This window comes from Petrotoga halophila DSM 16923, from assembly GCF_002924615.1.
Genome location: NZ_JALY01000219.1, coordinates 1 through 15,741, shown reverse-complemented (window position 1 = coordinate 15,741; position 15,741 = coordinate 1). Strand labels below are relative to the sequence as shown.

General features: G+C 33.7%; 9 protein-coding genes and 1 pseudogene. All 10 read right to left on the bottom strand.

Features of this window, described 5'->3' with window-relative positions; all coding sequences use genetic code 11:
* Window positions 1-800, bottom strand: an 800-nt coding sequence (gene argH, locus AA81_RS10650) for an argininosuccinate lyase (RefSeq protein ID WP_103898969.1), incomplete at its 3' end; no start/stop codon positions are given.
* The gene (gene carB / locus AA81_RS10645; protein ID WP_103077964.1) at window positions 797-5,287 is read right to left on the bottom strand and encodes a carbamoyl-phosphate synthase (glutamine-hydrolyzing) large subunit; all 4,491 of its coding nucleotides are present in this window, start codon (window positions 5,285-5,287) and stop codon (window positions 797-799) included. The genes argH and carB, both read right to left, overlap by 4 nt.
* A gap of 25 nt (window positions 5,288-5,312) precedes the next feature.
* On the bottom strand, window positions 5,313-6,356 hold the full coding sequence (carA, locus tag AA81_RS10640; protein WP_103077963.1) for a glutamine-hydrolyzing carbamoyl-phosphate synthase small subunit: 1,044 nt from the start codon (window positions 6,354-6,356) through the stop codon (window positions 5,313-5,315).
* Window position 6,357: 1 nt separating this feature from the next.
* Window positions 6,358-7,542: an acetylornithine transaminase gene (locus AA81_RS10635; RefSeq protein ID WP_103077962.1), complete on the bottom strand. Its 1,185-nt coding sequence runs from the start codon at window positions 7,540-7,542 to the stop codon at window positions 6,358-6,360.
* Window positions 7,529-8,428, bottom strand: coding sequence for an acetylglutamate kinase (argB, locus tag AA81_RS10630; protein ID WP_103077870.1), 900 nt, complete (start codon window positions 8,426-8,428; stop codon window positions 7,529-7,531). Before argB ends, AA81_RS10635 begins: the two co-directional genes overlap by 14 nt.
* Window positions 8,425-9,621: a bifunctional glutamate N-acetyltransferase/amino-acid acetyltransferase ArgJ gene (gene argJ, locus AA81_RS10625; RefSeq protein ID WP_342749735.1), complete on the bottom strand. Its 1,197-nt coding sequence runs from the start codon at window positions 9,619-9,621 to the stop codon at window positions 8,425-8,427. The genes argB and argJ overlap by 4 nt, the downstream gene beginning before the upstream one ends.
* Window positions 9,622-9,951: 330 nt before the next feature.
* The gene (locus tag AA81_RS10620) at window positions 9,952-12,609 is read right to left on the bottom strand and encodes a CBS domain-containing protein (RefSeq protein WP_103077960.1); all 2,658 of its coding nucleotides are present in this window, start codon (window positions 12,607-12,609) and stop codon (window positions 9,952-9,954) included.
* 62 nt (window positions 12,610-12,671) lie between these two features.
* Window positions 12,672-14,426: a M3 family oligoendopeptidase gene (locus AA81_RS10615; protein ID WP_103898968.1), complete on the bottom strand. Its 1,755-nt coding sequence runs from the start codon at window positions 14,424-14,426 to the stop codon at window positions 12,672-12,674.
* A gap of 17 nt (window positions 14,427-14,443) precedes the next feature.
* Window positions 14,444-15,334, bottom strand: coding sequence for a riboflavin biosynthesis protein RibF (gene ribF / locus AA81_RS10610; RefSeq protein WP_103077958.1), 891 nt, complete (start codon window positions 15,332-15,334; stop codon window positions 14,444-14,446).
* 2 nt (window positions 15,335-15,336) lie between these two features.
* Window positions 15,337-15,741 (bottom strand): annotated as a pseudogene (locus tag AA81_RS10605) (tRNA pseudouridine(55) synthase TruB); the annotation flags it as partial.

The following is a 15,741-nucleotide window of genomic DNA, read 5'->3' as shown; positions in this document are numbered from 1 at the left end:
TGGTCACTTAATTCTACTAAATTGAGTGCTTGGGTACACAAAAGTACTACATCCTCAGAAAATTTACTCAAATGAAGTATTATCAAGGATGCTAATGATAAGAATTCAATGATAAAATCCCTATCGCTTACTCCGTCAATACTGTTTAGTGAAACTTCTTTAAAGTCTAACAATGAAGCCACATACATTCTATCTATATCGTATGACGTTCCAGCTAAAGCTCCTGAACCTAAAACCAAAACATTCACTCTTTTTAAAGAATCTTTCAACCGTTCTATATCCCTTTTAAACATCTCCATGTAAGCTAATAAATGATGTGAAAATGTGATAGGTTGAGCTCTTTGCATATGTGTGTAACCGGGCATAATTTTGTTTTTGTGCTTTTTGGAAAGTTCCAATAAAACAGCGTTTAATTGGCCTAATAAATCTATAATTTTTAATATTTCATTTCGTAAATACAATCTTTCATCTGTTGCTATTTGGTCGTTCCTACTTCTTGCTGTGTGAATTTTTTTGCCAACGTCTCCTATCTTTTCAACCAACATTTGCTCTACCAATGTGTGCACATCTTCTACCATTGGAATCTCTTCAAACTTTTCTTCTTTTATTTCTCTTAACGCTCTTTCAATTTGTTCAAACTCTTCGTCAGTAATTATTTTTGCCTTTTTCAACCCTTTCGCATGGGCTAAAGAAGCTTCTATATCGTAGGGCAATAATCTGATATCGACATTTATCGATGAATTAAAAATTTCCATATCTTCTGCAATTTTTTCTTTAAACCGACCACCCCACAATTTCATTGTTCTCCTCCTACAGTCGTTTTGTTATATTTTTGATTTTCAACAAAATGCTTCATCTGATAAGCTCTCATCTTCAAAGGTAGTCCAAACAAGTTTATAAAACCTTCTGCATCCTTTTGATCATAAATCTTATCTTCTCCAAATGTAGCTAACTCTTCGTTGTATAAGGAATATGGTGAACTTAATCCTGCAATTATAATGTTCCCTTTGTAAAGTTTCAATTTCACAACACCGGTAACAACCTTCTGCGTTTCATTAACAAAAGCATCTAAACTTTCTTTCAACTGAGAGAACCACAATCCATTATAAACAAGATCCGCATACTTTTGTGCCACTAAATCTTTGAATCTTGACGTTTCTTTGTCAAGTACCAAGCTTTCCAGTTCTTTATGTGCAGTATATAGTAATGTTCCACCTGGAGTTTCATACACACCTCTTGATTTCATTCCAACTAATCGATTTTCTACGATATCTGCAATCCCCACACCATTTCTTGATGCAATTTCATTGGCTTTCTTTATCAACTCTACGGGCGAAAGTTCTTCTTCGTTTATCTTCACTGGAATCCCTTTTTCAAATTCTATGGTTACATATTCAGCAACATCGGGTGCTTTTTCAGGTGGAGTAACCATATCGAATAACTCAGGTTTAGGTTCATTCCATGGATCCTCTAAATCTCCTCCTTCATGGCTTATATGCCATATATTTTTATCTACACTGTATATTTTTTCTTTGGTTATAGATATTGGAATTCCCTTCTTTAGGGCATAGGCAATTTCTTCCTCCCTAGACTTAATTTCCCATATTCTCCAAGGAGCAATAATTTTTATAGAAGGATCTAATGCCTTAATAGATACTTCAAATCTTACTTGATCATTACCTTTACCTGTACAACCATGAGCAATAACATTTGCACCTTCTTTTTGGGCAATCTCAACCAGTTTTTTTGCCATTAGAGGTCTTGCAAAGGATGTTCCCAATAAGTATTTACCCTCGTAGATTGCTCCAGCTTTTAAGGTTGGAAAAATATAATCGGTTACAAATTCTTCCACAACATCTTCTACGTAAACCTTACTTGCACCACTTGAAATAGCTTTTTTTTCGATAGCATGAGTTTCCTCTCCTTGACCTACATCGATACATACCGCAATAATTTCACAATCATACTTTTCTTTTAGCCATGGTATGATTACAGATGTATCTAACCCTCCTGAATATGCCAATACTACCTTTTCCCCGGTTTTCATAAATGATTCACCTCTTTTTGATATTTGTAGATTTTTTAGTAGATTATGATAATAATCTACATATTCGTTCAAGGACTGTACATTATTTTTCCCAATTTTGCAATTCTTTGTTGCTTCAATTGATTTTTGAGCTGTTTCCAATGCTGTAAATATTGGAATGCTGTTTTCTAAACATGCTCTTCTTAACTTGAATCCAAAGTTGGATACGTTCTTCCCTTTTGTAGGTAAATTAATAACCATTGAAAAATAACCTTTCTTTACTAACTCTAATGATTTTTGATGATTTATCTCTTTTATTTTAATATCTATCAATTTAAAAGCTTCTGCTGTCCCGGTGGTTCCCCACAATTCGTATCCACAGCTTTGAAGATATTTAACAAAACTTTTACTCCCCTTTACTACTTTTTCTGGAAATGATAATAGTACATTACCTGTAGAAGGAACATCCAAATGAGCGCTTTTAAAAGCTTTATACATCGCATTATGATAATTGAAATCGATGCCAAGAGTTTCCCCTGTGGATTTCATTTCTGCGCCTAATGCAACTTCAACACCTGGCAATTTCTCTAATGAAAATATTGGTGCTTTAACCACCGTATATGGGATTTTCGGATAAAAAGGTTCGTAATACCCAAGTTCTTTCAAGTTATTACCTAATGCAATTTCAACCGCGAGTTTTATCATAGGGATTCCCGTTACTTTACTGATTATTGGAACTGTCCTTGAAGCCCTAGGATTCACTTCTATAACGTAAACTTTTCCCTCTTTCACGATAAATTGAATGTTTATTAAACCTTTAACGTTCACCGCTTTTGATATTTTTTCAACGTATCTCACAATTTCTTTCTCTTCTAATTCAGACAAGCTTTTGGCAGGAAATACAGCAAAACTATCACCTGAATGAATTCCCGCTTTTTCAATATGTTCCATTATTCCAGGAATTAATACATTTTCTCCATCAGAGACTGCATCAACTTCAGCTTCTATCCCTTCTATATATTCATCTATTAGAACTGGTCTATTGGGTGATAAGCCTAAAGCATGTGATAAATACTCGAATAATTCATCTTCGGAATTAACCTTTTCAATAGATTGTCCTCCTATCACATAAGAGGGTCTAACTAAAAGAGGAAACCCTATACGGTTAGCAATTTCTCTAGCTTCATCAAATGAAGTAACGTACCCACCACGAGGATGGTTGATCCCTAACTTTTTCAACAACAGCGAAAATCGTTTTCTATCTTCACACAAGTCAATATCCTCATATGAAGTTCCCAAAATTTTGATTCCACGTCTTTCGAGATCTTCGCTTAGATTCAAAGCAGTTTGCCCTCCAAACATGACCATTGTTCCCATTGGATCTTCTTTTTCTATGATATTCAAAACATCTTCTTGAGTAAGGGGTTCGAAGTACAATCTATCACCTGTATCAAAATCTGTACTGACGGTTTCAGGATTATTGTTTATGATGATTGATTTGATACCTTTTTCTTTTAATGCCCATAGAGCTTTAACTGTACAATAATCAAACTCTACGCCCTGTCCGATTCTTATTGGGCCTCCACCTATCACAATGACTTTTTTTATGTCCTTGTGAACTTCTATTTCGTCCTCTTCACCATAAGTTGAGTAGAGATATTGTGTTACTGAATCAAACTCCGCTGCACATGTGTCAACCATTTTGTATGATGGGGTAATACCATAGCGTTTTCTCAATTCTCTAACTTCATCTTCTGGTAAACCTTTTAATTCAGATATTTCTTGATCTGAAAAGCCAAGAACCTTTGCTTTAAGTAAAAGGTCGTAATTCAATTGGGAAAATCTAATACTATTTTCAAAATCGACGATGTTTTTTATTTTTTCTAAAAACCAGTTATCTATATAAGTTAATTTATGAATATCAAAAACCTTATAACCTCTTCTAAGTGCTTCGGCAATATGAAATAATCTTTTTTCGTTTGGGATGTGTAAATGTTCTACTAATTCTTCATCGCTCTCATTTTGCACCTCTTTAATTCTCAAGCCTTTAATTTTCATATCAAGGGAGCGAACTGCCTTTAATAAAGAACTTTCAAAGGTACGTCCAAGTGCCATCGTTTCACCAGTAGATTTCATTTGCGTACCTATTTTTCTATCAGCTTGATAAAACTTATCAAAAGGCCAACGGGGAATCTTTGTTACAACATAATCTAAAGATGGTTCAAAAAAAGCCGTTGTTTTTCCAGTAACGGGATTTTTTATTTCATCCAAAGAAAATCCTAACGCGATTTTCGTAGCAATTTTTGCTATCGGATACCCGGTTGCTTTGGACGCTAAGGCACTGGATCTACTCAAACGAGGATTCACTTCAATAACTCGATATTCTTTGTTAGAAGGATTGAGGGCAAACTGAATATTGCAGGCACCTTCTATCTTTAAAGCTTTTATTATCTTAATGGATGAGTCCCTTAACATTTGATGTTCTTGATCTGTCAACGTTTGAGAAGGTGCCACAACTATACTATCTCCAGTGTGAATTCCAACAGGATCAAAATTTTCCATATTACATACGGTGATGCAATTATCAAAAGAATCTCTAACTAACTCGTATTCGATCTCTTTCCAACCCAATAACGATCTTTCTATTAAGACTTCTTTCATCATACTCTTTTTCAGCCCATTCTCTACAAATTCGATTAACTCTTGTTCGGTGTAAGCGAATCCACCGCCTGTTCCTCCTAAAGTGTATGCTGGGCGTATTATCAAAGGATACCCAACTTGGCTAGCAAAATTTAGGGCTTCGGATACTGTTGACACAGTGAGGCTTTCAGCGATAGGTTCTTCAATTTCTTGCATTTTTCTTTTAAATAATTCTCTACTTTCTGCTATTTTTATGGATTCAACTGACGTTCCCAATTCTTGAATATCGTACTTATCGATAATTCCACTATCTTTTAGTTGGATAATTAGATTTAAGCCTGTTTGTCCTCCCAATGTACCTAAAATTCCATCGGGTTTTTCTTTCTCTATAATGGAAATTAAAGTATCCATTTCAAGGTTTTCCATATAAACTACATCTGCTATTTCTGTATCAGTCATAATAGTTGCAGGATTGTTGTTTACCAATATTACTTTACACCCTTCTTCTTTTAATGATTTACAAGCTTGGGTTCCTGAATAATCAAATTCTGCAGCTTGACCTATTATTATTGGTCCAGAACCTATCACTAAAACACTTTTTATTTCGCGTTTTTTTGGCATTGTTGACCTCCCCGGAAGTATGTTTTTAGTTTCTATAGATTGAATCTTTGATTTTTTTAAAAATAAAAGTTGTATCGTGAACCCCAGGCCCACCTTCTGGATGAAATTGAACAGTAAAAATGGGATACTTCTTGTGCATAATTCCCTCGATACTATGATCGTTTAAATTGATGAAGGTGATTATTACATCTTTGTTTTTCACTGACTCTTTTTCAACCATATAACCGTGGTTTTGAGAAGTGATATAACATTTATTATTCAATAAATTCTTCACAGGATGGTTGGTACCTCTATGACCAAATTTCATTTTTACAGTATTAAAACCCAACGCCAAAGATATTATTTGATGACCTAAACAAATCCCAAAAAGTGGTTTCTCACCTATAAACCCCTTAGCTAAAAGTATTGCTTCTTTTGCCTTTTTTGGATCACCGGGGCCGTTGGAGAATAATACTAAATCTGGTTGAACTTTATCTACATCATTTTTACTACTGTTATATGGAAAAACGTAAAGATCGTAACCTTTAGATTTGAGCTGGTTTACTATATTTTTCTTAACTCCCAAGTCTATTAAGGCTATCTTTGGACCGTTCCCTTGAATTCTATAAATTTCCTTTGTTGAAACGCTATCAAGTAAATTCTCATTGGAAGTTGGAACTTCAAAATCCTCCTCTGTGGTTATCACACCATTCATACTACCTTCTATCCTTAACTTTTTCGTAAGGGCCCTTGTATCTACTTTACTTAAAATAGGCACTTCATGTTGGTTTAAATAATCTAAAAGTGAATACTGAGATGTGTGATGAGAGGGAAATTGACAGTAATCTTTAACTATCAAACCTTTGATGGTGGGTCTTTTTGACTGTAAATTCTCTAAATTTACACCATAATTTCCGATCAATGGATAGGTCATTACCAGTATTTCTCCTGCATAAGACGGATCCGTTATTGATTCTTCGTATCCAGTCATAGACGTGTTAAAGACAACTTCGCCTTGTCCAAAATCTTTTTTACTTATAATTTCTCCTTCAAAAATGGTAGAATCATTTAACTTTATAAATCCTTTCATCTTAATACCCCATTTCTACAAAAACTTCTTCGAGAATATTCATACCCTTGGCTATCTCCTCTTTTGTGATTATAAGAGGAGGAACAAATCTTAAAACATTGTGGTTTAAAAGATTTATCAAAAGTCCTTTTTCCATAGCTTTTTTTACTATATCACTGCCTTCTTCTATGTCTAACTTGACTCCAATCATCAAACCTTTTCCCTTAACCTTATCAATTATCGAATGTTTTTCCTTCATTGCTAATAATTGACTTTTGAAAAATTCACCATTTTCTTTCACAGTATTCAGAAAAGATTCTTGTGCAACGTTTTTCATAACAGCCATGCCAACTGCACAGGCTAATGGATTCCCACCAAATGTCGATCCATGATCCCCAGGTGTAAATACGTCAGCTTTTTCATTCACAACAAGCACACCGATGGGGAAACCACCACCTAAGGCTTTCGCAAGGGTCATCACATCGGGTACCACACCAGAATGTTCATAGGCAAAAAGTTTTCCGGTTCTTCCTATCCCTGTTTGAACTTCGTCAAAAATCAAAAGAAGATCGTTCTCATCACAAAGTTTTCTAACTTGTTGAAGATATTCATCTTTTGCTTCGTTTATTCCCCCTTCACCTTGAATAACTTCTAACATTACAGCACATGTATTTTCATCAATGGCCGACTTTAGTGAATTTATATCGTTATACTCTACGCTTTCAAATCCTTCCAATAGAGGTTCGAAGTTCTTGTGATATTTTGGCTGGGCTGTTGCCGTCAATGCACCGTAGGTTCTTCCATGAAATGAGTTCTTTGCCGTGATAATTTTGTATCTTCGCCCATTGTACTTAGTGTTTCCATATTTTCTTGCTAACTTAATCGCAGCTTCATTCGCCTCGGCTCCACTGTTGCAAAAAAAGGCACTTTTCCCAAACGATTTTTCACAGATCATCTTGGCTAACTGTATTTGATTACTATTCCAATAGAGGTTAGAAATATGGATCAATTTGTCAACTTGAGATTTTACCGATTCAACAACTGCAGGGTGAGAATGGCCCAAAGCATTAACGGCGATCCCAGCTACAAAATCTAAGTACTCTTTACCGTTTTCATCCCAAACCTTTATACCATTCCCTTGAACTAAAGTTATAGGAAATCTTGAATAAGTATTCATTACATACTTTTTATCTTCAGAGATTATCATTATCGTAAACCTCCTTCGCTATCATAGTTCCCACACCTTTGTCTGTGTATATTTCTAAAAGTAAAGCATGGGGAATTCTTCCATCTATTATATGTGCTCTTTTTACTCCGCCTTCTAACGCTTGGATGCAGCATTTTAACTTAGGAATCATTCCACCAGTGATAAATTCAGAATTCAATAAATCTTTTGCTTCTCTATATGACAGTCTTGAAATTACACTTTCTTCATCTTCTTTGTTTTTCAAGATGCCTTCTACATCTGTCAATAAAACAAATTTATCCGCCTTCAAAGAGGAAGCAATTTTACCTGCCGCTATGTCAGCATTAACGTTATAAGTTTTCCAATCTTTCCCAATTGCACAAGGAGCGATTACGGGGATATAATCTTTTTCAGTTAAATTCAAAATTACCTCTTTATTCACATTTATTAACTTACCAACATAACCCAAATCCCCTTGGGACAAATCTTTTTCTGCCAACAATAAATTTGCGTCTTTTCCACTCAATCCAACAGCCTTTCCCCCTATTTTATTTATCAACGATGTAATCTCTTTATTTACCTTACCAACCAACACCATCTCTACTATTTCCATAACTTTTTCATCAGTTACCCTTAATCCATTTACAAATTTTGTTTCTATATTTAAACTCGCAAGCATTTTATTGATATCTGGTCCTCCTCCATGAACGATAACAGGATTCAACCCAACATATTTCATAAGTACGATATCTTTTGCGATCATCGATTTAATTTGTGGGTCTTTCATAGCGTTACCACCAAACTTAATAACAGCAATACTTCCTGCAAATTTTTTTATGTAGGGTAAAGCTTCGATCAAAACTTCCGCTTTAGATATCTCATCGGAAAACTTTTCAGCTTTTATCATGTTCTGTACCCTCCATTTATTTCTACATATTTGTAACTAAGATCACATCCCCAAGAAATAGCACTCTCTTCACCATCTTTTAAATCTACAATAATTTTCAATTCTTTCTCACCGAGAATTTCTTTTGCTTTAATTTCGTTAAACTCAATAAAATGACCATCTTGACAAAGTTGAATCTTTCCTACACAACTTTGAAAACAGACATCTACTCTATTGGGATCAAAGTTTCCTCCTGAATAACCAGCGGCCGCTAACACCCTTCCCCAATTAGCGTCCTCTCCATGAATTGCTGTTTTTACTAGATTAGACTTGGCTATGGACCTTGAGATCAATTTAGCATCTTCTTTTGTCTTGGCATTTTTTACTTGTACCTCAAAAAATTTAGTAGCACCTTCCCCGTCTATCACAATTTTTTTTGCTAAATTTTCAACTACTTCATAAAGGGCTTTTTGAAATAAATTGTATTCGTGAGAATCTTCTGTAATTTCTTCGTTTTTAGCCTGCTTATTAGCCAAAATAAGAACCGTATCGTTGGTACTAGTGTCGCCATCAACCGTTATCAAATTGAAAGAATCATTAACTGATTGCTTTAAAGCTTTATTCAAGGCTGATTTAGAAATGTTTGCATCTGTCAAAATGAAAGACAACATTGTAGCCATATTGGGATGAATCATACCTGAACCTTTGGCAACCCCCGTTATTGTGATCTTTTTACCACCAATCACAACTTGTGTAGAATTAATTTTTGGGAAGGTATCTGTAGTCATTATCGCCTGTGCGAAACTTACAAGATCATCATTTGCTAAATCAATATTTTTTTCAAATGATTCTATGCCGTTTAAAATTTTTTCAATTGGCAATGGAACACCTATAACACCTGTTGAACTTACAAATACATCTTCTGGTTTTAAATTTAAGATTTCAGCGGTTTTTTCTGCCATGCTTATTGCATCTGAATATCCTTTTACACCCGTGCAAGCGTTTGCGTTACCACTATTCACAATAACAGCTTGCATTTCGTTATCCTTAATGTTCTCCATACTCAAAATAACTGGAGCCGCTTTAACTTTATTCGTGGTAAAAACAGCTGAGGCATTAGCCTTTTTTTCTGAGTATATCAGTCCTAAATCTTTTTTGAGCTTCTTGATCCCACAGTGAATTCCCCAGACTTTAAAACCCAATGGTAAAACAATACCTTCTTGCATTATTTCCGTACTTTCCATACACTAACCTCCCTCTATTCTTTTGAACTTACTGACTTTAGAAACTCTAAAAAAAACGGCTACATCTTAAAAGATGTAGCCGCATGGATTAAAACTCAATTAGGAGAATAACCATCTCCCAACCTCATAAGCACCCATTACCGGTGCTTATGATCCACCGGCTACATGGGCGCCTCCTATTGTTATTTAAATTTATTTGATTATAAGAAATGAAATTTTTTTCACAATTAGTCATAAATTCAAAAAACTCCTTTTGCTAAATTTTAGGGATTATAACATAAAAAAATTGAGTTGTCAAATTTATATCAAATTTTTTTCTTCGCCAGGTTGTATTTCACCATTCAAGAGTTTTTTCTTTATTTCTTCTAACTTTGCTTTAATTTGAACACCTTCGTATCCTTTCTTTAGTAAATCTTTCCCCGTGATGGAGAGTTTTAGTTTCTCAATCTTTCGTAAATATTCATAGTATTTTTCCAATAATTCTTCTGGAAGTTTTACAGCTAAAAAAATTAGTTGTTCATTTTGAAAACCGTTGGTTTTTTCATAGAAATATGATAATTTTAATATTTTTTCTTTGTCATTTAAATCTTTAGAAATTTCACTATATACTTTTTTCACTTGCATTAAATTCTTAATAAAATCTTTCGGTAATCCATATCTTTCACTAATTTTTTTGAGAGATTCTTCTGGAGTGTATTGCAGTAGAACGTCTAAAACTAGGTGGAATAGTCTGACTTTATTCAGATAACTTGGTAAGTTAGCCTTAAAGTATCCCTTAACATCAAAAAGTTTTTCTAAATCTTTTTCTAGTGTGGGAGAATAGTAAGTTTTTTCGAATAAGTGAAAAATTATTTTCAGTTTACCCATTCTTTTTACTGCTTTCATTGGTTCAGGTTCTTCTAATATTTTTTCTAATTCTTCTCTTATCCTCATTCCAGTCACTTTTTCCAAATATCCCTTTTCTACAGCTTCTTCTAATTTTGTTAAGGTGTTAGGCTCAATTTCAAAACCAAATCTTTGTTCGAACCTTATAGCTCTCAATATTCGAGTAGGATCTTCGATAAAAGAGAGTGGATAAAGTATTCTTATCTTGCCTTCTTCAAGATCTTTTTTACAATTAAAAAAATCCATCAGTATTCCAAAGGAACCCGAATTAAGTTTTATGGCCATGGCGTTTATAGAAAAATCTCTTCTGTATAAATCTTTTTTAATAGTTGATAATTCCACCTTTGGTAATTCTCCTGCTTCTTCGTAATATTCTGTTCTGGCGGTTGCAATATCAATCCTTATTATCTTATTTTCCCCATTTCTATAAAAAATTGAGCAGGTGTGAAATTTAGGATGTTCAATATATTTTGCTCTCAATTGTTTAGCAACATATTTACCAAATAACAAACCATCCCCTTCCACTACTACATCTATATCGTAGGGTATTGACTTTGTACCGTTTGATTTAGAGTTAATTGCTAGCAAAAGATCCCTGACAAATCCTCCTACTACATATACGTTTAACCCCAACTCATTCCCATATAGCCCAATAAGTTTTAGAAGATTAAGAATAGATGTGGGTAGAATTTTTTCCATTTCTTTTTTTAGATTTTGCGATTTATACTTTTCTTCTAAAATTGGGCTAAGTGAAAAATTAAAAACTCCGTTAGTTGCCCTCAAAAGGTCTGTTCTAGTTATTATACCAACAAGTATACCATCTTTTAAAACGGGAATCCTTCCGATGTCTGCTTCTGCCATGATCCTTCTCACTTGATTCAACGAGGTTTCTACATCAGCAACTTTTAAGTTAGTACTCATTATAGCTTTAACAGGTGCATTTTTTAAACCATGTTTCATTGCTTTTTCTATGTCTTTTTTAGTTACAATACCCACTAATTTATTATCAGAAATTACAGGGAGGCCAGAATGTCCTGTTTGAAACATCAATTCATGAGCCCTTTCAACCGTTTCAAATGATAATATGGTTCTTACGGGAGATGACATAATATGCTTTGCTTTTAAAACTGGGACAAAAGAAGATTTTAACTCTTTTTTAATTTTGTCAATAACCTCTTGTATTCTAAGACCTTTTGTTTTAGCTGAACCAGCTTTTTTATGACCTCCGCCGCCAAATAAAGATAGTATTTTATTTAAATCTATTTCTTCAATTCTTGATCTTGCAACTATATAAATGCTTTTGCCCATTTTTACAACAACAAACAAAACATCCGGAGTAAGAGTTTCAAACAATTTGTGGGTTATAACGTTTAACCCACCTATAAATTTGTTGATTTCAGAATAAGCGATATGTATTGTTATTTCCTCCAAGGTAAGCTCTTGAACATTGTTATAGAGTTTGTCAAAAAGTTCTTTTTGCTCTTTTGTCATTTCTAACGAAACAAACTCTTCTACCTCTTCTATCCTGGCACCGCCTTTTAATAATTCTGCAGAGATTTGATGATCTAATGGAGTCGTTGTAGAAAAAACAAAATTTCCAGTATCTTCATGAATTGCTATTAAAAAAAGAGTTTCATAAGTATCAGGAAGAACTATTTTGCTTTCTAATAATTTTTGAACAACTAATGTTGTGGCACTTCCTACTTCTTTTGAATAATTATTACCTTTGATATTTTGCTCCTTTAACTCTGGATGATGATCATATATGTCAACTTCTATTCCTTGCTCAATAAGAGATTTTATAAATTCAGGAATTCTATTGATATCCGCAGTATCTACAATCACAACTTTTTCAAAATTGTGGTTTTTTATTTCTTCTTGATAATTTTTTATAAAATCATTTTCCTTTTCGTATGGAATATCGTATATATTCAAAAATTCCTTAAGATTTTGCTGAGGTTCTCCTTCAAGTACAATAATAGCATCTTCATATATTAATGATGCCGCAACACATGCAGCAAAACCGTCAAAATCAGCATTTTTATGCGTAGTTATTATAATTTCAGGAACCAAGATAAATTCTCCCTTGGATTAAATCCATTATTTAAAAACATGTTGAATTTGGTTAACTTAATTCAATCTAATTTGCTAATAAATTCCCTTTCTATGAATTCAAAACCTTTTTCCCAAAAATCTTTATTTGAAATGTCAATCCCAATTTTTTTTAGTAATTCTTTAGGTGAATCTTTTGCACCACTTCTAAGCAACTCTTTGTATTTCGGTACAAAAGATTTTCCTTCAACCTTGTACTGTTGGTATAAAACTAAGACTAATAAATTAGCAAAATTGTATGCATATACGTAAAAAGGTGTTCTAAAGATATGAGGTATACTTGACCACTCATAGTAATATTCTTTTGGTATTATTACTGAATCACCAAACATTATTTCTAATTCTTTTTTATACAGTTCTGCAAGTTCTTTCCAACTTGCACTTCCATTTTGTTCTATCAAATTGTGAGATGATATTTCGAATCTGGCGATCATATTTTGTCTAAACATCGTCGAAAACATTCCTTCAATATTTGATGCCAGGTACCCCGTTCTTTCTTCTTCTGAAAGAGTGGGTAGTATCTTGTCAATAACCAACATCTCACCAAAGACAGAGGCAACTTCCGCCATCGTTAAAGGAGGGTGATAATTCCAAATGTTTTGTTCAGAGGCTAAAGTTCCATGTATCCCATGTCCCAACTCATGCGCCAAAGTACCTACATCGGCAAGAGTACCTGTAAAATTCAACAAAATAAAAGGTTTTTTATTTGGAAGCGCATAAGATGTGTAAGCTCCACCTCTTTTACCTTTTCTTATTTCAGCATCGATTCTTTTTTCTTTAAAGAAAGATTCAGCAATTTCTCCAATTTCTTCATCGAACTCGTAATATGAAACTAAAACAATCTTCTGTGCCTCTTCAAAAGAATATTCTTTTTCCACGTTTGTTAAAGGCGCATAGATATCAGCAAGCGTTTGTTCTATACCCAACTTTTTACCTTTCCATCTGTAATATTGGTGAACCATAGGCGTTCTGTCAGTGGTGACCTTTATAACGGTTTCCACAATTTCATCTTCAACTTCGTTGTTCAAGTTTCTCATAGAAATCGGGCTTTGGAAGTTTCTCAAATTAGCCTCTGTGTCGTAATTTTTTACGATAGAATTGTATGTTTTTTCGAAGATGAGGCTATCTTCGTCATACTTTTTAAAGAATTCTTTCATTGCTTGACGTCTTAATTTTAAATCAGGTTTTCTTCTTAAAGCCCTTACTTGTGGATCGGTTAATTCTTTGATTTCCCCATCGATCTCTAACTTGAAAGTATATGAACTTGTTAACCGACCATATAGCTCTTCAAAGCCTCCACGTGATGAGTTGTACATAACAGCTAATACCTTTTCAGCATCTTCACTCAAGATATGATTTTTTGATTTAATAAGCCGTTGAATCACATGAGTGTAATCTTTCAATTCCTGGTCATGCATCAATTCATTTAATTTCTCTTCACTTTGCTTCAATAACCTCGGCTTCCAAAAGGATGATTCCATTTCTATCTTTGAATCGTAATCTTTAGCCTTGGCATAGAGTTTTTGAGCAGTTTCATCTTGGGTGTTGGAATCATAAAGTAAGTGACAATACTGGTAAGTAAAATTATGCATTTTTAAAATTTTCTCAAACTCTTGGAAGAAATTTTTCAACTCACTTGGCGTCAAAGAAGGGTCAGATAGTTTGTCATAATATTGCTGCTGTAACTTTTTGATTTTTCTCAAGCTTTCTTCGAAATCTTCATTAATTTGTGAGTCCTTGGGTGAAGAATAAAAAAACGTTAAATCCCAAGTAGGCAAAACAGTTCATCTCCCTTCTATATATAATGTTTCTGTATAATCTTTCTAGCTTGATCTTCATCTTTCTCCATAGCAGCAATTAATTCTCTTTCATTTTTAAATTTTACCTCGTCCCGCAAAAAATCAATTACATCTAAAACAATATAATCACCATATAGATCACCAAAAAAATCCAAAAAATAAACTTCAACTTTCGGGATTTTTTTATATTCGTTAAAAGTTGGCCTTAAACCGACATTCATTAAACCCCACAAGAAACCTGCTCGTCCCTTTACATATCCTTTTACAATGTAAACACCAAACTTTGGTAATATGATTTTCTCTTTTTCCCAAACGTTAATATTTGCAGTTGGAAAGCCAAGTTTAAACCCTAGATGCCTATCTTCATAGACTGTACCTTCCAGAGTCCAAGGCCTTCCAAGCATTTCATTTGCCGTCTTAATATTACCTGATTTTAGCTCTCTTTTTATTGCGGAAGAACTAACCCTGTTTCCTTGACTTTTTAAATCTTTCAGTACTTTGACCACCAAACCTTTGCTTTGACTAACAGCTTGTAAATATTCCACATCGCCTAAAGCATCTTTCCCAAAGGTGAAATCTTCACCGCACACTATTGCTTTTACACCCTTTTTCATCAATTCCTCAAGATATTGTTCATGGGGTAATCCCCATACTTCTTCTAAATCTTTTACTTCAACCTTAAATCCCAAATCTTCGCAGATTTGTTTTCTTCTCCAACTAGGAAGGATAAGGCCTTCAAAACCTCCAATATACTTTTCAGGAGGATATCTAAACATCAAAACCAAGGGGTCAAACCGTAAATTATTTGCAAGTTGGAGAGTATTTTTCAATATATATTGATGGCCTTTATGTACACCATCAAAGATTCCGATTGTGAGTGCGTACAATTTTATGTCACCTCGTACAGAATTTTATTTATTTTTACTATTCTATCGTTTCTTTCTTCTTGTTTAAAGAGAGTTTTTAAAAATGTTGATTTTTTTTCAGCTTTACCTATTCCTAAAAAATACCCTTTTTCATCGTATATTTTAACGTAATCATTTTTGTTGAAATTAGAAAATTCTAAAATATTATCTTTATAAATTTGGTACCCTTTAATGACTTGTTGACCGTTATTAATCTTAACGTAAGGGAGATCTAAAGCCTCATCCATTTTTAACATTTTTTCCAACGAAACTTCTTCTAACAGAATACTATCTTTTAATTCAAACTTACCACTCTTTATTCTACAAAGTTCTTTGGTAACAGCTCCACATCCTAAAGCATATCCTATATCCATGATTAATGATCTTAT